This window comes from Emticicia sp., from assembly GCF_043780375.1.
In the GTDB taxonomy this organism is placed as follows: Bacteria; Bacteroidota; Bacteroidia; order Cytophagales; family Spirosomataceae; genus Emticicia.
In genome coordinates this window covers 1-17,139 of sequence record NZ_JAYWCU010000286.1, presented here as the reverse complement: position 1 = coordinate 17,139, position 17,139 = coordinate 1, and the positions used below count along the sequence as shown (strand labels likewise).

At 37.0% G+C, this 17,139-nt stretch carries 16 protein-coding genes; 8 read left to right on the top strand and 8 right to left on the bottom strand.

Features of this window, described 5'->3' with window-relative positions:
* Positions 1 to 159 precede the first annotated feature (159 nt).
* From ACH2CJ_RS21045 to ACH2CJ_RS21035, 3 genes are all read left to right on the top strand, one after another.
* A complete protein-coding gene (locus ACH2CJ_RS21045; RefSeq protein ID WP_394996338.1) occupies positions 160 to 1,959 on the top strand; it encodes an acyl-CoA dehydrogenase in 1,800 nt (599 codons plus the stop codon).
* Positions 1,960 to 2,119: 160 nt separating this feature from the next.
* The gene (locus ACH2CJ_RS21040; protein WP_394996333.1) at positions 2,120 to 4,225 is read left to right on the top strand and encodes a TonB-dependent receptor; all 2,106 of its coding nucleotides are present in this window, start codon (positions 2,120 to 2,122) and stop codon (positions 4,223 to 4,225) included.
* Between the two features lie 84 nt (positions 4,226 to 4,309).
* Positions 4,310 to 4,702, top strand: coding sequence for a DUF4174 domain-containing protein (locus ACH2CJ_RS21035; protein WP_394996330.1), 393 nt, complete (start codon positions 4,310 to 4,312; stop codon positions 4,700 to 4,702).
* Between the two features lie 212 nt (positions 4,703 to 4,914).
* Here ACH2CJ_RS21035 and ACH2CJ_RS21030 read toward each other — a convergent pair whose 3' ends face one another.
* On the bottom strand, positions 4,915 to 6,108 hold the full coding sequence (locus tag ACH2CJ_RS21030; RefSeq protein WP_394996327.1) for a lactonase family protein: 1,194 nt from the start codon (positions 6,106 to 6,108) through the stop codon (positions 4,915 to 4,917).
* 259 nt (positions 6,109 to 6,367) lie between these two features.
* On the opposite strand from ACH2CJ_RS21030, the gene ACH2CJ_RS21025 reads away from it, so the two are divergent.
* Positions 6,368 to 7,120 carry a glycosyltransferase family 25 protein gene (locus tag ACH2CJ_RS21025; RefSeq protein WP_394996324.1) on the top strand — a complete coding sequence of 251 codons (753 nt, stop codon included), beginning with the start codon at positions 6,368 to 6,370 and terminating at the stop codon, positions 7,118 to 7,120.
* 18 nt (positions 7,121 to 7,138) lie between these two features.
* Positions 7,139 to 7,717 carry a GNAT family N-acetyltransferase gene (locus ACH2CJ_RS21020; RefSeq protein ID WP_394996321.1) on the top strand — a complete coding sequence of 193 codons (579 nt, stop codon included), beginning with the start codon at positions 7,139 to 7,141 and terminating at the stop codon, positions 7,715 to 7,717.
* Positions 7,718 to 7,788: 71 nt separating this feature from the next.
* On the opposite strand, the gene ACH2CJ_RS21015 is transcribed toward ACH2CJ_RS21020, so the two are convergent.
* On the bottom strand, positions 7,789 to 8,991 hold the full coding sequence (locus tag ACH2CJ_RS21015; protein ID WP_394996319.1) for a pyridoxal phosphate-dependent aminotransferase: 1,203 nt from the start codon (positions 8,989 to 8,991) through the stop codon (positions 7,789 to 7,791).
* Positions 8,992 to 9,252: 261 nt separating this feature from the next.
* On the opposite strand from ACH2CJ_RS21015, the gene ACH2CJ_RS21010 reads away from it, so the two are divergent.
* From ACH2CJ_RS21010 to ACH2CJ_RS21000, 3 genes are all read left to right on the top strand, one after another.
* On the top strand, positions 9,253 to 10,068 hold the full coding sequence (locus tag ACH2CJ_RS21010; protein WP_394996317.1) for an MBL fold metallo-hydrolase: 816 nt from the start codon (positions 9,253 to 9,255) through the stop codon (positions 10,066 to 10,068).
* A 58-nt stretch (positions 10,069 to 10,126) separates the two neighbouring features.
* The gene (locus ACH2CJ_RS21005) at positions 10,127 to 11,026 is read left to right on the top strand and encodes an MBL fold metallo-hydrolase (protein WP_394996314.1); all 900 of its coding nucleotides are present in this window, start codon (positions 10,127 to 10,129) and stop codon (positions 11,024 to 11,026) included.
* A gap of 105 nt (positions 11,027 to 11,131) precedes the next feature.
* Positions 11,132 to 11,719, top strand: a complete 588-nt coding sequence (locus ACH2CJ_RS21000; protein WP_394996311.1) for an NUMOD4 domain-containing protein — start codon at positions 11,132 to 11,134, stop codon at positions 11,717 to 11,719.
* Between the two features lie 65 nt (positions 11,720 to 11,784).
* On the opposite strand, the gene lpdA is transcribed toward ACH2CJ_RS21000, so the two are convergent.
* The 6 genes from lpdA to ACH2CJ_RS20970 form a co-directional block, all read right to left on the bottom strand.
* The gene (gene lpdA, locus ACH2CJ_RS20995) at positions 11,785 to 13,176 is read right to left on the bottom strand and encodes a dihydrolipoyl dehydrogenase (RefSeq protein ID WP_394996309.1); all 1,392 of its coding nucleotides are present in this window, start codon (positions 13,174 to 13,176) and stop codon (positions 11,785 to 11,787) included.
* 212 nt (positions 13,177 to 13,388) lie between these two features.
* A complete protein-coding gene (locus ACH2CJ_RS20990; RefSeq protein WP_394996306.1) occupies positions 13,389 to 13,745 on the bottom strand; it encodes a DUF5615 family PIN-like protein in 357 nt (118 codons plus the stop codon).
* Positions 13,742 to 13,981 (bottom strand): DUF433 domain-containing protein, encoded by a 240-nt coding sequence (locus tag ACH2CJ_RS20985; protein ID WP_394996304.1) that lies wholly within the window; start codon positions 13,979 to 13,981, stop codon positions 13,742 to 13,744. The genes ACH2CJ_RS20990 and ACH2CJ_RS20985 overlap by 4 nt, the downstream gene beginning before the upstream one ends.
* 124 nt (positions 13,982 to 14,105) lie before the next feature.
* On the bottom strand, positions 14,106 to 15,293 hold the full coding sequence (locus tag ACH2CJ_RS20980; protein WP_394996302.1) for a redoxin domain-containing protein: 1,188 nt from the start codon (positions 15,291 to 15,293) through the stop codon (positions 14,106 to 14,108).
* A gap of 26 nt (positions 15,294 to 15,319) precedes the next feature.
* A complete protein-coding gene (gatB, locus tag ACH2CJ_RS20975) occupies positions 15,320 to 16,765 on the bottom strand; it encodes an Asp-tRNA(Asn)/Glu-tRNA(Gln) amidotransferase subunit GatB (RefSeq protein WP_394996335.1) in 1,446 nt (481 codons plus the stop codon).
* Between the two features lie 109 nt (positions 16,766 to 16,874).
* Positions 16,875 to 17,139: gluconate 2-dehydrogenase subunit 3 family protein (locus ACH2CJ_RS20970; protein WP_394996299.1), on the bottom strand; the 265-nt coding region annotated here is incomplete at its 5' end.

Genomic DNA, 17,139 nt, shown 5'->3' with positions numbered 1-17,139 from the left:
GTCTGTTTTTCTTTCAGATTTATTACAATGGAAACAAAAACAACTCTTTGATAATCAGGTAGTTAGAAAACAAAAAGCATTCAAAATATGAAAGAGCTTATTAACACATTAGACAACCTACCCTTTAGGGCGTTCCGACGTATCGGTTTTGAACGAATTATGGCAAAAAATTATTTCAACAAACGAAATGTGGACTTCTTGCTTTATGAAGTTCATGAAGCTGCAGCTCTTACGCAGTATGCACGCTTTGCCGACCACAGCAAAGAAACCTTTGATATGACGATTGATGCAGCAACAAAAATTGCTGACAATCTGATGTTTCCATTTTTGAAAGACGTTGATACAAATCAACCCGAACTCAAAGATGGAAAAGTAACGGTTCACCCCGCTATTAAAGATTATTTGAAAGCCATTGGTGAATCTGGCATTATTGGAGTAGATTTTGATTATGAAGATGGAGGAACGCAAATGCCCGTCACTGTTTCGAGCATATTGGGTTATATTTTGATGTCGGCAAATAACGGCATGATGTACACGGGTCTAACTTCTGGTGCTGCTCGATTGATTGCAAGTTTTGGTTCGCAACAACTAAAAGATACTTATATTCCGAACATGATTTCGGGCAAATGGCAAGGTACTATGTGTTTGACCGAGCCACAAGCAGGAAGTTCGCTCTCAGACATTACCTCAACGGCAGAACCTTTGCCAGACGGTACATACAAAATGCGTGGACAGAAAGTTTTTATTTCCGCAGGCGACCATGATGCTACTGAAAATTTCATTCATTTGTTTATTGGTAGAATCAAAGGTTCACCTTTGGGAACAAAAGGAATCTCATTGTTTGCCATTCCAAAATTTCGCCTAGATGGCACAGACAATGACGTAACTTCTATGGGAATTTACCATAAATTAGGTCAAAAAGGCGTGCCAGCCATGCACTTAGGTTTTGGTGATAAAAGTGACAATTGTATTGGCTATTTAGTCGGTGAACCAAACAAAGGCTTAAATTATATGTTCCAAATGATGAACGAAGCTCGCATTGGCGTGGGAATCACTGGAGCATCTATTACTTCGGCTGCTTATTATGCTGCACTTGAATATGCCAAAGAACGTCCGCAAAGTCGTCGTTTGAATCAAAAACATGCTTTAGATGCTCCGCAAATTGCCATTATTCAACATCCTGACGTAAAACGAATGTTACTGTTTCAAAAATCAGTTGTTGAAGGTTCTTTGTCGTTACTCTTAGAAACTTCTCGCTATTTCGACATCTCGGAAGCCTCTGACGACCCCGAAGAAAAAGAAAAAGCTCATTTGATGCTTGAATTGCTAACCCCAATTGCCAAAACTTTCCCTTGCGAATATGGCATGAAATCTATCAGCGATTCGGTGCAATGCTTAGGTGGTTATGGTTTTACAGAAGATTTTCCTGTGGAGCAATACTATCGTGATATACGTATCACGCCTATTTATGAGGGCACAACGGGTATTCAGTCGCAAGATTTATTGGGCAGAAAAGTGCCAATGGCGGGCGGAAAAGCGACGCAATTATTGGCACAAGAAGTTGGTAAAACTATTATTTCTGCTTTAGATTTCGATGATTTGAAAAAGTATGCTTTGTTGCTAAAAGAAGAGGGTGAACGCTTGCAAAAAGTAACTTTGCACCTTTTGGGCATTGCAGGAACGGGCGATACTGAAAGATTTTTGTCTGATGCAACGCTTTACATGGAAATGTTTAGCCTAAATGTAGTTGCATGGCAATGGCTAAAACAAGCGGTTGTAGCTAAACAAAAATTGCTCACGACTTCGGCTGATAGCGATGATGTTGATTTTTACGAAAGTAAGATTCACACGATGAAGTATTTTTTCCACTACGAAATACCAAAAACACAAGGTTTGGCAACTCGATTGATGGATACTGAGGTTTTGACGATTATGTCAGAAAAGGAAGTGGTGATGTAATAAAAATAGTCGATGGTTAATGGATGATAGTCGATAGATAGAAAAGTTTAGCCTTTATTGTGCATTTTTCACAAAAAGGAGCGACCTCACAGTTGCTCCTTTTTGGTTTTGGAATGAAAAATAAACTACTTTTACAGTCAATTTATATTTCATTCAAAAAATGCCAGATAAAAAACTATTTTACACAATTAGCTTATTCGTGTTAAGCACTTTTTCTGGGTTTTCTCAGCAAAAACAAACCATCGACTCTACCAAACAGTTAGCCGAAGTAGTGGTGCGTGGTTTTGAAACCGAACGCAAATTGAGTGAAACCGCTGCATCGGTTAATGTGCTGACTGTCAAAGATATACAACGCTTTGAAAATACTTCTTTAGTGCCTGTTTTTAATACTTTGCCTGGGGTTCGGATGGAAGAACGCTCGCCTGGAAGTTATCGTTTGGCTATTCGTGGAAGCTCGCTTCGTTCGCCTTTTGGGGTTAGAAATGTGAAAGTTTATTGGAATGATATTCCGCTGACTGATGGCAATGGAAATACCTTTCTAAACTCGCTTGACATGAGTACGATTGGCAATATCGAAGTAATTAAAGGCCCAGCAGGAAGTATTTATGGAGCAGGAACGGGTGGAGTTGTGCTACTCGGAGCGACAAAAGCCGATGGGAATAATGTTCGTAAAGGGCATACTAATTATATCAATACTTCGGTGGCTTATGGTAGTTATGGCTTGCAAAATAGAAATGTTTCGTGGAATGTGGCTTCCGAAAAAGTCAATTCGGTATTGAGTTATGCCCACGCCCAAACCGACGGCTATCGACAAAACAGTGCTGCCGTGCGTGATGTATTGAGTTGGCGTTCAAGTTATTTTATATCGCTCAATAAAACATTGAATATTAGTACTTTATATTCCGATATTCATTACCAAACCCCTGGCGGATTGAACCAAGCACAGTTTGAAAAAGACCCAAGTTTATCTCGTCAGGCAACGGCTACTTTGCCAAGTTCGATTCAGCAAAAAGCAGGAATTTATCAGAAATTATTCAATATTGGGGTTTCACAAGAATATCGTTTAAATACTCATTGGACAAACGTAACGAGCATTTACGGAACGGTTTCCGAACTCCGAAATCCATTTATTACGAATTATGAAATCCGCAACGAACAGACTTTTGGGGGAAGAAGTCGAATGAATTATTTGTTTGATATCGGAAATTTGAAAAACCGCTTTACAGTGGGTGGTGAACTACAAAAGTCGGCTTGGGTGATTCGTAATTTTGGCAATAAAGCAGGCGTAATTGATACTTTACAAACCAACGACAACGTAGCGGCATGGAATTATTTTTTGTTTGGTCAGCTCGAAACTGACTTGCCAAAAAATTTCATCTTGACGATTGGCGGCAGCTATAATCGTTTTAAATATGATTTTACTCGCTTATCGGATGCCCCGAAAATCAAGCCAATTTCTGAATTATTGCCTGCGGCTTTTTTGCCAAGAATTGCTCTTTTGAAGAAAATAAAAGATAAAATTTCGGTTTTTGCGAGCGTAAGCAGTGGTTTTTCTCCGCCAACAGTTACGGAGTATATCAGCGGTTATCAGAATAGCACTTTTATGCCATCGCTCGCTCCCGAAAAAGGCATCAATTACGAAATCGGGACGCGTGGAAATTTGCTAAAAAAACGAATCAATTTTGATATTACGGCCTATTCTTTTCGCCTAAAAAACACCATCGTTCGCCGCACCGATAATACAGGAAGAGAGATTTTTACGAATGCAGGAAGTACACTTCAAAACGGGCTTGAATTATTATTGAATAGCTTGATTATCAAGAATATAGACAAAGAGTTTATCCAAGAATTACGAGTTTTTACAAGTTATACTTTCAATGATTATAGCTTTAAAAACTACCAACAACTCAAAACCGATTTATCAGGAAATGCCCTCACGGGCGTGCCTCGCCAGGTATGGGTTTCGGGCGTAGATTTACAAACAAAAATGGGGTTTTATGTGAACTCAACGCTCAATTTTACTGACCGAATTCCGTTGAATGATGCCAACTCGGCTTATGCCAATTCTTATAAATTATTGAATGCACGAATAGGTTATCGTAAAAACTTCGAGCGAATCGGTTTGAATATTTATACCGCAGGCGATAATTTGCTCAACGAAGTTTATAGCCTCGGCAATGACATAAACGCCGTTGGAAATCGTTATTTCAATACCGCCGCACCAAGAAATTGGCAATTTGGAGCGAGTTTGAGCTTGTTTTTGTGAGAATATTCTTTCCTCGTTTAAAAGACATTATTTACAATTCATTCAAGGCACATGAAAAACTTATTATTTATCTTTCTTATAATAATGTTCTCAAAATTCAGTGCGTTACACGCACAAAACTTATCACAGCACCTTTGGAAAAATCGGATTATACTCATTTTATCCGAAGATACTGCAGCTTTTCAACAACAAATGCTTGCCTTTAAAACCAATGAAAAGGGAATGAATGAGCGAAGTTTGATTGTCTATCACTTAAAATCAGACGAATACGAACAAGTAATGCCCAAAAATGACGTAAGGAAGACAACGAATTTATTTGAAAAGTACAAACAAGTAAATGTCCCTTTTGAGGTTATTTTGATTGGTTTGGATGGCAGCATTAAACTCCGACAAAAAGACTTTCTTTCCTGTGAAAAACTATTTGCAACCATTGACTCAATGCCTATGCGGAGTTCAGAACTAAAAAATCGTAATTAAGAATTACAAAATCGGCTTTAGCCAAACATTGATTTGTGCTAAAGCCGATTTTGTTGTTTATTCATAATTATCCACCAGCTAAAGCAGGTTGGGCCGCATAGGTGGCAAGTGATTTTGCAATAATAAATACCCGTTGTAACAACAGTTGGCACATGACTGATAGCTCCACTACGGTTTTAATATCAGCCTAACAAATGTCATATCCCACAAAATTACTGAACCGAAACCACCTTCAAACAAACAGGCACAGGTACTTCAATTTGCTTGCCTGTTGGAGATAATTTTCCTGTTTTAGCATCTCTTTTAAAAATCGTAATATTATCAGTTTCTTGGTTGGCTACCAAAACATACTTTCCGTTGGGTGTAATCATAAAATTACGGGGTACTTTTCCCAAAACTGGTTCGTTTCCGATGTAGGTCAGTTTACCAGTTTTTTGGTCAATGCTATACATAACTATTGTATCAATCGTGTTTGTGGGAGCAAAAACGCCATTTTTATTGCCCGCATCTACAAAACGATTCGAGCCATACAAGAACTTTCCATCGGGCGAAATATGAATATCGGCACAAAAACTCTTGTTTTTATCTTTAAAATCTTTGGCAAGCGTCGTGATTGTCTGAAAAGGCGTGAGTTTTCCCGAAGCATAATTGAAAGCCGTAACGGTACTACTTAATTCTTGAATCACATAAGCAAATTTTCCGTTTGGATGAACTGTAAAATGGCGTGGACCCGAACCATCGGCAACTTTTGTAAAAGCTGGTTTCCCTGCTAAAAGTTTGCCGTTTTTAGCATCTAAACTATACGTCACAATTTTATCAATGCCCAAATCTGGTACAAAAATATCTCGATTATTAGGGGCGATATTTACCGAATGCACATGCGGTTTTTCTTGTCGACCAGCGTTCGGGCCTTTACCTTCGTGGTTAATGGTTTGCGTTGCTTGCCCAAGCGAGCCATCGGTGTTTACTGGCAAAATCGACAAATTTCCTCCTGAGTAATTTCCAACCAAAACCCATTTTCCTGTTTTGTCGATGCTGATGTGGCAAGGGTCGGCTCCGCCCGATGATTGAGTATTGAGTTTAGTTAAAGTTCCCGATTTTTTATCAAAACTATAAGCCGTAACCGAGCCGTCGCTGGTTTCGGTGACAGCATAAACAAATTTTTGGTCGGGAGAAACTGCCAAAAACGAAGGATTTTTGATGCCCGTTGCTTTGCTAACAGCAATGAAATCGCCAGTATTGGTATTGAATTTATAAACATAAATACCTTCACTCGGATTTTTAGTATTTGGGCGTGTATAAGTGCCAACGATTAAATATTTGTCGTCTTTTGATTGAGATTTGCTGATTTGTGGTAAAAATATTAAGCTGCAACATAAGGCAGCAAATGCTTTCTTGAAGTTCATTGAATATTATGAATAAATAAGTGGTTTAATTTTTTTCAAAGATATACTAAGATTGCGGTGATTTGCAAGATTAATTTGATAGACAATGGTGTTTACGGAATTGGTAAAAAGTGGCTCTTTTAAATGTATCAAAAAAAATAAAAAGAATTATCATTAATAATCAAGCAAAAACTATATTTGTTGCACTTTTAAACGTGTCATAAAAATTTAATTCTCAAATATCTAAAAATATTCGAGAACCTCTAACCTATTCTATAAAATGATTGAAAAACTACTCCAGCAAGGGGTATTCGTTGTCCATGCACTGAAGGGCTACGAGTACCACGAAAAAAGAATTATTGATTTATTTGAAAAAATGGGTATGTCGCATGAATTTGTAACTGATGGCGACCCTATCTATTTTACCAACGAAATACTTGAAAAATATTTCGTGCCAGATATAAAAAACATTTTGTCTGATGGCGTACTTTCATGTACTTTAAACCACATTTATTGCCTCGAAAAAATTGTAGAGCGAAACCTTGATTATGCTTTAATTTTTGAAAACGACCCCTTTTTTTTAGGAAACTTTGTTGAAGATTTAAAACTTATTATCAACGAAGTAGAAAGTCTTGATAAAGGCTTTATGATTTCATTAGAAAATAGCACGCTTAGGCTACCGTCATTTTGGGACATGGAAAAAGACAAACATTTATATCAAGCTGTTACTTGTAGAATGTCAGGTTCTTATATAATTGACAAAAAGGGTGCTATTGATATTCTTAATAACTTAAAACAAAAAAAATGTCCCACTGTAGTTGATTGGTGGCATAACCAGCTTATTGAACAAAATGTTGTTAAAATGTTTTGGGCTCATCCACCTATGGTTGAAGAAGGTTCTCATAATGGATATTTGAACGCCACCATTTCTACGAAACCACGAAGTAAATATCGCCGATTAGCTTGGACATCACAAAAATTTTATAAACTATACATTATGAGGTTATTCCCCAATAAATACTTAATCAAATAGTCAAGGTTAAACAATATTATGCACGAATCAACAATAAAACCTATTATTACGACCGTCAAAAACGATGACGATGTGAGAGGAATTTTGGCACTTCAACAAAAAAACCTCAAGAGAAACCTTTCGACTGAGCAAATTCAAAGTCAAGGTTTTGTGACTGTCGAACACCAGTTTTCGGTACTAAAAGCCATGAATGATGCCCAACCGAGCGTTATCGTAAAAGATGGCGAAACTGTAGTGGCATATTGCTTGGCGATGCTACCACAATTCAGAAACGATGTGCAGGAACTAAAAAGCTTATTCGATTCGATTGATGATATTGATTACGAAGCATTGAAATTAAAAGACTATAAATACGTAGTAATGGGGCAAGTTTGTGTAGGCGAAGGCTACCGTAGTATGGGCTTTTTTGATGGAATGTATTTGAAACTACGAGAAGAATTATCAGGAAAATTTCAAATGTGCGTAACTGATATTTCAACTAATAATCTTCGTTCGATGAAAGCTCACGCACGGGTAGGTTTTATTTCTGTAAAAGACTTTCATGATACCACGCTCAATGAAATTTGGAGAGTAGTTGTTTGGGATTGGAGAAAATAGATTTGCTTTAAGTAATGCCATAAGCTTTATGCTAATTAAATGCGTAAAGCTTATGGCATATTGCCAAAATATTATTTCAAATTAGCTAAAGCAGCTTTTACTCTTGCAACGGCTTCTATTAAAGCCTCATCAGAGGCGGCAGTTGAAAGACGCAAACAGTTTGGAGCTCCAAATGAGCCACCACCCACCAGTGCTACGTAGGCTGTTTCTAATAACCACATACATAAATGGTCAGCATCTTTGATAGTTACATTTCCGTCCGATTTTCCGAAGTAATAGCTTACATCTGGGAATGCATAAAATGCTCCATCAGGCATATTTACTTTGAAACCTGGAATATCTCTTAATAAGCCAACTACCAAATTACGACGACGTAAATACGCCATTTTCATCATTTCGGCAGCCGAGGTATCTTCCCAAGCTACAACCGCCGCACGTTGTGCGATTGAGTTTGTACCCGAAGTTACTTGTCCTTGTAGTTTTTCAACGGCATCAGCAATTGGTTTTGCAGCAGCAATGTAACCCAAACGCCAGCCAGTCATGGCAAAGCCTTTTGCAAAACCATTTACAGTTATAACTCTGTCTTTCATGCTTGGAATTGAACCCATGCTGAAATGCCCTTCGTCTGTAAAGTTGATATATTCGTAAATTTCGTCAGCCAAAACAAACACATTTTCGTGTTTTTCTATAACGGCCGCCAATGCTCTCAATTCAGTTTCGTTGTAAATCGAACCCGTTGGATTATTTGGTGAAGCATACATTACTATTTTTGTACGCTCAGTGATAGCCGCTTCTAATTGCTCGGGCGTAACTTTGAAATCATTATCAAAAGCACCTTCTACAATCACAGATTTCCCTTCCGCCAATTTTACCATTTCAGAGTAACTCACCCAATAAGGAGCTAAAATTGCCACCTCATCGCCTGGGTTAATCAAACACTGAATAACATTTGCCAAAGAATGTTTTGCTCCCGTCGAAACCACAATATTCTCAGGTTTCCAATCAATATTATTTTCACGTTTAAGTTTGTCTGCAATAACCTTTCGTAGCTCAGGAATTCCTGCTACTGGTGTGTAATGATGAAAACCAGCATCGATTGCAGCTTTAGCAGCATCGCAAATGTGTTTGGGTGTTTTGAAATCAGGTTCTCCAACTGAGAGATTGATGACTTTGTGACCCAATGCCGCTAATTCACGGGATTTTTTCGACATTCCAAGCGTGGCAGATTCTTCCAACGCATTGATTCTGTCAGCGACTAAATTAAATGCAGACATAATACTTTATGTAAAATTGATAATAAAATAAAGAAATGAGTATTACTGCTCAAATTCGGGTGCAAAATTACGCCCTTTACAATTGAAAAACCACTTTTTTTAATATAAAGATTGTAGATTTTAGACACTGGATTCGAGAAAAGGTTAGAAAAGGTTTTACATCTCAAATCTTTTGTCTTATGCTTTTTGTCTAAAATCTGCAATCAGTTGCTGAAATATGAGTTATTTTTACGTTTGAAATTTAAATTCACGATTTAAACCATGCAATACCTCAAACACCGAAAATTTGCCAACGTTGATATGTATCGCTTTGGTTATTCGCCCATTGGCAAACCTTGGCTGAGTGTATATTGTTACTTGATAGACAATGTTTTAATTGATACGGCACAGAGCAATTGCCAAGAAAAAGTAGTAGAAACCTTCAAAAATAAAACCATCGAAAAAATATTGCTTACGCATTGGCACGAAGACCATTCGGGAAATACTGCCAAACTTGCCCAGCAACACAACAACGCCCAAGTTTTTGCTCATTCGTTTACAAAAGACAAACTTCACAAAGGCTTTGATATATTGCCTTACGAAAAATTTCTGTTCGGAAAAACCCACCCGTTTAAAGGGCAAGTTGCTGGTTTTCAGGACATCATAGAAACCCCCAATCATAAACTAATACCTATTTTTACGCCTGGGCATGCTGACGACCACACAGTTTTCTTAGAAAAAGAACAAGGTTGGCTTTTTTCGGGAGATTTGTACGTGGGCGTAAAAATAAAAATTTTTCGGAAGGGTGAGCAGTTTTGGGAACAAGTTGAGTCATTCAAAAAAGTTTTAGCTTACGATTTTGATGTCCTTTTTTGTGGACATCATCCACGTTTAAAAGATGGAAAATTGATGTTAGCCCAAAAACTTCAATATTTTGAAGACTTTGGGGGAAAAGCGTTGTGTTTTCATCAAAAAGGTTTATCTGTCAAGGATATTATGGAGGCAATGAGGCTGCGTGAAAATAGTTTATTAAAACTTTTATTGTCGAATGACGTTTCAATAGCATATATGATTGAAGCAGCAATAAATAAAAGTTGATACACATATTTTTTTACGAAATACTCCTAACTTTATCATTCCATCTAAAACTAAAAACATGAATCGTAGAAATTTTATTCAAACTACGAGCTTAACGCTCGGCACATTGGTTCTTTCGGGCAAAGAATTATTGGCAAATATACTTGCCGAAAATCCATACAAAATGCGAGACCTCCGTGGTGGCGTTGGTGTATTTACCGAAAGAGGTGGCACAATTGCCTATTTAACAACAAAAAAAGGCATGGCCGTAGTAGATTCGCAATTTCCTGAGCAGTCGAAACATTTGATTGACGAACTAAAAAAACTTTCTGAAAAACCTATCCAATTGCTCATAAATACGCATCATCATGGCGACCATTCGGGTGGAAATATTTCGTTTAAAGGTCTTGTTCAACATGTTGTTGCTCATGAAAATTCGTTGAAAAACCAGCAAATTACTGCCCAAAAACAGAAAAGTGAAGACAAGCAGCTTTATCCAGATGTTACTTTTTCGGACACTTGGAAACAAAAAGTGGGAAAAGAGAGTATTAAAGCACATTACTTTGGTGCAGGGCATACCAATGGCGATAGTTTCATCCATTTTGAGCATGCCAATATTGTGCATACAGGAGATTTAGTTTTTAATCGCCGCTACCCATTTGTTGATAGGTCGGCTGGAGCCAATATTAAAAGTTGGATAGCAGTTTTAGACAAAGCCTTAGCGACATTCGACAACGAAACTATTTTTGTTTTTGGACACGCTTTCGACCCCGAAAAAATTACTGGTAATAAAAACGATATTAGAGTTTTTCAAGACTATCTTTCAAAACTGCTCATTTTTATAGAAAGTGAAATGAAAGCTGGCAAAACCAAAGAAGAAATTTTAAAAATAGTTGCCATTCCAGGTGTTACAGAGATGAAAGGAGATGGAATTGTGAGAAGTATACAATCTGCTTATGAAGAATTAGGTGGGATGTAAATAGCTATTCTTTACTTACATTCTTGAATTTTTACATAAACAATTTTCAAAACAAAGAGTTATGCTTATTAAAGATAATAAAAATATGCTTATCCAATTTAAGATATGGTAGTTATAAGTGGCATAAATAGTGAAAAGGCGACTCTTTGGACAGAAAAATGGGTGCCAATTATCATTGATGTTGAGGGTGTTGAACATCCTCCACGCTACGAAGTTTCTAACTTTGGTCGCCTGAAAAGCCTACAAAGCTCCGAAAAAGGAGAAATTATCAAAGGTTCTATTATTCAGGGGTATCGGTCATTAAATGTTCGACTGCCGAAGGGAAAATCTTTTAATCGTTATGTACATAAATTAGTTGCCGAGAGTTTTGTTCTTAAACCAAGTTCCGAACATAAATTTGTTATTCATCTTGATTTCGATAAAGTAAGCAATCATTTTGAAAACCTAAAATGGGTAACAAAAGACGAAATGGTTAATCATAACAGAGAAAATCCTGCGGTAATTAACAAGCCCATCCCGAAGCGAACGAAAAATTATAAATTGACCGAAACAAAGGTTATAATGATTAAAAAATTGCTTCAAAAAGATACTACTCGCTTGAAAATGATTGCAAAACAATTTGGCATTACGCATACACAACTCAATCGAATTCGCTCAGGCGAAAATTGGGGATATGTAAAAGCCGAAGACTAAAAAGTATAGAATCACAAAAGGCTTTCTCGATGAGAAAGCCTTTTGTGATTCTATACATATTTTTCTTATAAATGTATTACCTCGCCATAAGCCGCCGCAGCGGCTTCCATTATTGCTTCTGACATAGTTGGGTGCGGATGGACCGATTTGATAATTTCCATGCCTGTTGTCTCTAATTTACGAGCAACCACTGCTTCTGCAATCATTTCGGTTACATTGTTTCCAATCATGTGGCAACCTAACCACTCGCCATATTTGGCATCGAAAATTACTTTTACAAAACCTTCTGGAACTCCACCTGCTTTGGCTTTACCCGATGCCGAGAATGGAAATTTACCTACTTTTATTTCATAACCTGCTTCTCTGGCTGCTTTTTCGGTATAACCCACCGAAGCGATTTCTGGTGAACAATAAGTACAACCTGGAATGTTTTTGTAATCTAATGGTTGTGAGTGATGTCCAGCGATTTTTTCAACACAAATAATTCCTTCTGCAGAAGCCACGTGAGCCAATGCTTGCCCCGGTGTTACATCACCAATCGCATAATATCCTGAAATATTCGTTTCTGAAAAACCATTTACCAAAATTTTACCTTTATCGGTAGCGATACCAACGTCTTCCAAGCCAATGTTTTCGATATTTGCTACAATTCCTGCTGCCGAAAGCACCACGTCTGTTTCAATTTTTATTTCACCAGTTGGCGTTTTTATAGTCGAAACGCAACCACTTCCCGAAATATCAACTTTTTCTACACTTGAGCTTGTATAGATTTCGATGCCTAATTTCTTGTAAATTTTAGCTAATTCCTTAGAAATATCTTCGTCTTCAACAGGTACTATATTCGGCATGAACTCTACAATCGTTACTTTTGTACCCATACTTGCATATACGTATGCAAACTCAACGCCGATTGCTCCCGAACCCATCACCAACATTGATGCAGGTTGTTTGGCAAGGCTCATAGCTTTGCGGTATTCTATTACTTTTTCGCCGTCGATAGGCACGTTTGGTAATTGTCTTGCTCTTGCACCCGTTGCTATGATAATATGCTTGCCTTCAACTTCGCTTTTCTTACCTTCAGCATCGGTTACTTCTATTTTCTTGCCTGTTTTTACTTTGCCATAACCGAAAATTACGTCAATTTTATTTTTCTTCATCAAGAAATTTACGCCTTTACTCATGCCTTCGGCAACAGTACGTGAACGTTTGATAACTGCCTCAAAGTTTGCGTGTGCTTCGCCAACTTCGATTCCGTAGTCTTTGGCGTGCTTGATGTATTCAAATACTTGAGCAGATTTCAACAAAGCTTTGGTAGGAATACAGCCCCAGTTAAGGCAAATACCGCCTAAGTTTTCTTTTTCGATGATGGCTGTTTTTAAGCCTAATTGTGATGCACGAATGGCAGCTACATATCCGCCAGGACCGCTCCCAAGTATAACAACGTCGTATTGTGCCATAAAATGTTTCTTGTTAATTGTAAACTTTCGTGCAAAATTAGGCAAAATATAGCACGATTAAAACGATTTATAAGATTTGGTTCTTATTTATCAATTCACCAAAGTATTGTTGTGTTTTTTTAAGTAATTACTTTCGCCTAATCTCGTTTTTGTCCATAAAAAAATCCTGCAAGGTTAATAAAACCTTACAGAATTTATCCAACCTCAAAAATTTATTTAATTTTTGCTACCCTAATTGACTCGTCTGTAACGACAATAAATGACTGATTATCAATTAGTTGAAGATGGTTTTCAAACAGATTTTTGAGTACTAAAATTTTATTTGTAGCTGTTTCGTCATTTAATCTCAAAAATATTACACCTTTGTGTATATGGCTATTTTTAAAAATCAACTCTCCGAAGTCTTTATCATTCGTTATAATTATTCGATTTTCAAGATTGGCTTTTTCTAAGATTTGTAAATCTTTCATTCCTCGCCCTTGTAACGGAACAGAGAATAAATCATAACTGAGCGAAGAAAGCCAATTCGATACTTTTGGGCCTGTACATTCATCAACAATAAATTTCATGCCGATTTAGCCAAAGGTGTAAAAAAGGTATCTTCCAAAATATCATTAGCAAACAACAAGCAAGCCTGAATATCTTCTTTTGAAATATAATTATATTCCTCAATAATTGAATCTATCGTTTCGCCATGAGCAAGTAAACCCACGATAAATTGTACAGATAAACGAGTACCTTTAATCACTGGTTTTCCCACCAAAATAGCAGGATTTATTTCGATTCTATTTCTTGAGTTTTCCATAATATGAAAAAAATTTATGCTAAATTAAGAATAAAATATCAGAATAAAATACTTTTAGACTAATAAACAAAAATCTCCTGACAGAATTTCTATCAGGAGATTTTTAAAATAGTATCCTAAAATACTACTTACTTGCCTCTTCAACCCAAGCCGTCATTTCTTTAACAATGGCATCGCTTGAGCCAAGATAGCCCGTGCTTTTAAATTTAATTTTACCTTCTTTGTCTATACAAAATTTGGCAGGAATACCATTTACTCCGTAGCTTCCTGCTACATCGCCACCGATGTCCATAATTACAGGAAAAGTATCAAAACCTCTTTGTTTTACAAAAGTTTTCACTGTTGATGTCCATTGGCTAACATCTACTCGCTCATAAGTATTTACAAATAAAAACTTCACATTTGGATTATTTTTAAATTTATCCATTGATAATTTCATACCAGGAAATGACATGATACAAGGGCCGCACCAAGTTGCCCAAAAATCAAGAACTACTACTTTTCCTCGCATTTCGGAGAGTTTTACGCTTTTCCCCTCTAAATCAACCAACGAAAAATCGGGGGCATCTGCTCCAACGGCTCCTGCACTTCTACGTTTTACATCTTGAACAAACAGTTTGGCAAAAAAATGATTTTTACCTTCCGCTTCTAATTGTTTGGCTGTTTTTGCAAAAACCTCAAAATCTTTTTCAGGATTTAAAAAATTATTAATAGCAATCAAACCCGAAAGTGACGTACCTAATTCGGCAATAATTGGCTTAATTGTAGCATTATATTTTTCTTCTGATGCTTGATAAGTGGTTTGAATATCTTTCTTCTTCTTCTCATCTTTTTTCTGAGTTGCAGCATCAAATTGGTTTTGCAAATCTGTTTGTATTTGACGAAACTTCTGAGATTCGGCAACAACTTGATTGAACTTTGCCATCATTGGCGACCCTTCCACAGAAAAAGCCGCTGCTTTGTCGGGCGTACTAACACCATCTGCTGTAATATTGAGGGTTTCTCCGCCATCTAAAACCAACCCAATGATTTGCTGATTAGCAATATTGATTTGATAAATGCCTGGCTCAGGCATTTTGCCTTTGAAAGCAAAAGTCATATCTGGCGAAATGGCAACCGAGTCAAGTCTCATTGGAATATTACGGTCGTTCATTCGTTCTAAGTAAACTTTGCCACTCACCGAACTTTTCAATTTTCCACTAATATTATAGGTACTTCCTGCACCCGTTGTGGCAACGGTTGCTTGTTGTGGCTGCGACTGACAAGCTAAACCACTTACCATCAGCAATATAGCAATAATTATACGTTTCATAAAAAGTGTTTTTATTTGATATTTTTTTACTGTAAAGCCAACATCAGCAATTCATTTGTACGTTTTGGGTCGGCAGAACCTTTCGATTTTTTCATTACTTCTCCAACAAACATACCAAGTAAGCCTTTTTTGCCACTTTTATATTCTTTTACTTTATCGGCGTTGGCTACAAGAACTTCGTTGATTAACGCTTGGAGTGTATCAGTATTGCTTTGTTGAATCAGATTATTGGTTTCTGCTAATTTAAGTGCTGTTTGAGTTGGATTTTCAAGCATTAATGGGAATAATTTTTGTGAGGCTGCCGAACTACTTATTTTATTCTCATCAACCAATAAAATTATATCAGCTAACTGACTTGGTTTTAAGGCAAAATTAGCGATTTCAATATTATTTTCATTCAAATAGCCCCGAATCGTTGAAGTTAGCCAATTGGAAACTCCTTTGTAGTTTGATGTCAATTTACAGGTTTCTACAAAGTAATTTGCCATTTCCTTCGACTCCGTAAGTGTTACGGCATGTTCTTCCAAAACGCCTAACTCCTTCGTAAATTTCTCAAATAATTGATTGGGTAATGTTGGCATTTTTGCTTGAATTGCTGCTAACCAGTCATCCGAAATTTTGATTGGTGCCAAATCTGGTTCAGGAAAATAACGATAATCATTCATCGTTTCTTTTAGCCTCATGCCATAAGTTTCGCCATTGTCGGCATCAAACATTCGGGTTTCTTGAATAACTTTTTCGCCTTTATCAAGCATTTTAGCTTGGCGTTTATACTCAAATTCTACGGCACGCTGTAGGTTACGAATCGAATTCATGTTTTTGATTTCGACTTTTGTTCCGAATTCTTTCGCACCAAATTCTCTCAACGAAATATTCAAATCGGCACGCATCGAGCCTTCTTCCATATTTCCATCGCAAATATCAAGGTAACGAACCATCTTTCTGATTTCGGTCAAATACGCTCCTGCCTCTTCCCCACTACGCATACATGGTTCTGAAACAATTTCAACTAATGGTGTACCTGCACGGTTATAGTCGAGCAAAGTAAATATATCGCTTCCATCATGAATAGATTTTCCTGCGTCTTCTTCCAAATGAATGTGATGTAGCTCTAAGGTTCTTTCTCGGAAACTTTTTCCATCTTTCAAACGTACAGTAACACTTCCACCTTTACAAATCGGAAACTTATCTTGCGAAACTTGATAACCTTTTGGGAGGTCAGGATAAAAATAGTTTTTTCGGTCGAAATAATTGCTTCGAGTGATTTCACAACCACAGGCTAAACCCATTTTTATGGCATATTCGACGGCATTTTTATTCAGTTTTGGTAAAACGCCAGGGTGTCCCAAAGTAATGACACTAATATTGGTGTTGGGTTCGCTACCAAATTTATTGATGTCGGAGGCAAAAATTTTACTTTCTGTCGAAAGTTGGCAGTGAACTTCTAAACCTATGACTATTTCGTATTGCATATTAATATAAATCGCCGTATTTGGGAGAATTTGTCTTTTCAATAAGGCAAATTTAGGGTTTTTCGCTGAAACTTTAGTCAAAGTTTTTTTAATGCTTAATTCAATATCTTTACTCAGTCCATGAATTCATTCCATTTAAAGGCAAACAACCTATGTAATTCCCTGGAACTGGGTCATATCTTAAAATCTCTTTTCCTACTTTTTCGGAAGTAAAATAGCCCATTAAAGTCAGACTTTTCATTCTTCTAAAAAACGTAATTGGGTCAGGTTTTTCAACTAAAACAATTCCCCAGAGACTTGGTGGAAACTTAGCGGCTTCTTTATCAAGTTTTGTCAGAATTTCTTCTTTTTGCCTTTGTTCACATGCCACAAAT

Excerpts from the sequence above, each read along its gene's own strand:
- ACH2CJ_RS21045 (WP_394996338.1), top strand. The coding sequence starts at position 160 with ATGGCAAAAAATTATTTCAACAAACGAAATGTGGACTTCTTGCTTTAT.
- ACH2CJ_RS21040 (WP_394996333.1), top strand. The coding sequence starts at position 2,120 with ATGCCAGATAAAAAACTATTTTACACAATTAGCTTATTCGTGTTAAGC.
- ACH2CJ_RS21035 (WP_394996330.1), top strand. The coding sequence starts at position 4,310 with ATGTTCTCAAAATTCAGTGCGTTACACGCACAAAACTTATCACAGCAC.
- ACH2CJ_RS21030 (WP_394996327.1), bottom strand. The coding sequence starts at position 6,108 with ATGAACTTCAAGAAAGCATTTGCTGCCTTATGTTGCAGCTTAATATTT.
- ACH2CJ_RS21025 (WP_394996324.1), top strand. The coding sequence starts at position 6,368 with ATGATTGAAAAACTACTCCAGCAAGGGGTATTCGTTGTCCATGCACTG.
- ACH2CJ_RS21020 (WP_394996321.1), top strand. The coding sequence starts at position 7,139 with ATGCACGAATCAACAATAAAACCTATTATTACGACCGTCAAAAACGAT.
- ACH2CJ_RS21015 (WP_394996319.1), bottom strand. The coding sequence starts at position 8,991 with ATGTCTGCATTTAATTTAGTCGCTGACAGAATCAATGCGTTGGAAGAA.
- ACH2CJ_RS21010 (WP_394996317.1), top strand. The coding sequence starts at position 9,253 with ATGCAATACCTCAAACACCGAAAATTTGCCAACGTTGATATGTATCGC.
- ACH2CJ_RS21005 (WP_394996314.1), top strand. The coding sequence starts at position 10,127 with ATGAATCGTAGAAATTTTATTCAAACTACGAGCTTAACGCTCGGCACA.
- ACH2CJ_RS21000 (WP_394996311.1), top strand. The coding sequence starts at position 11,132 with ATGGTAGTTATAAGTGGCATAAATAGTGAAAAGGCGACTCTTTGGACA.
- lpdA (WP_394996309.1), bottom strand. The coding sequence starts at position 13,176 with ATGGCACAATACGACGTTGTTATACTTGGGAGCGGTCCTGGCGGATAT.
- ACH2CJ_RS20990 (WP_394996306.1), bottom strand. The coding sequence starts at position 13,745 with ATGAAATTTATTGTTGATGAATGTACAGGCCCAAAAGTATCGAATTGG.
- ACH2CJ_RS20985 (WP_394996304.1), bottom strand. The coding sequence starts at position 13,981 with ATGGAAAACTCAAGAAATAGAATCGAAATAAATCCTGCTATTTTGGTG.
- ACH2CJ_RS20980 (WP_394996302.1), bottom strand. The coding sequence starts at position 15,293 with ATGAAACGTATAATTATTGCTATATTGCTGATGGTAAGTGGTTTAGCT.
- gatB (WP_394996335.1), bottom strand. The coding sequence starts at position 16,765 with ATGCAATACGAAATAGTCATAGGTTTAGAAGTTCACTGCCAACTTTCG.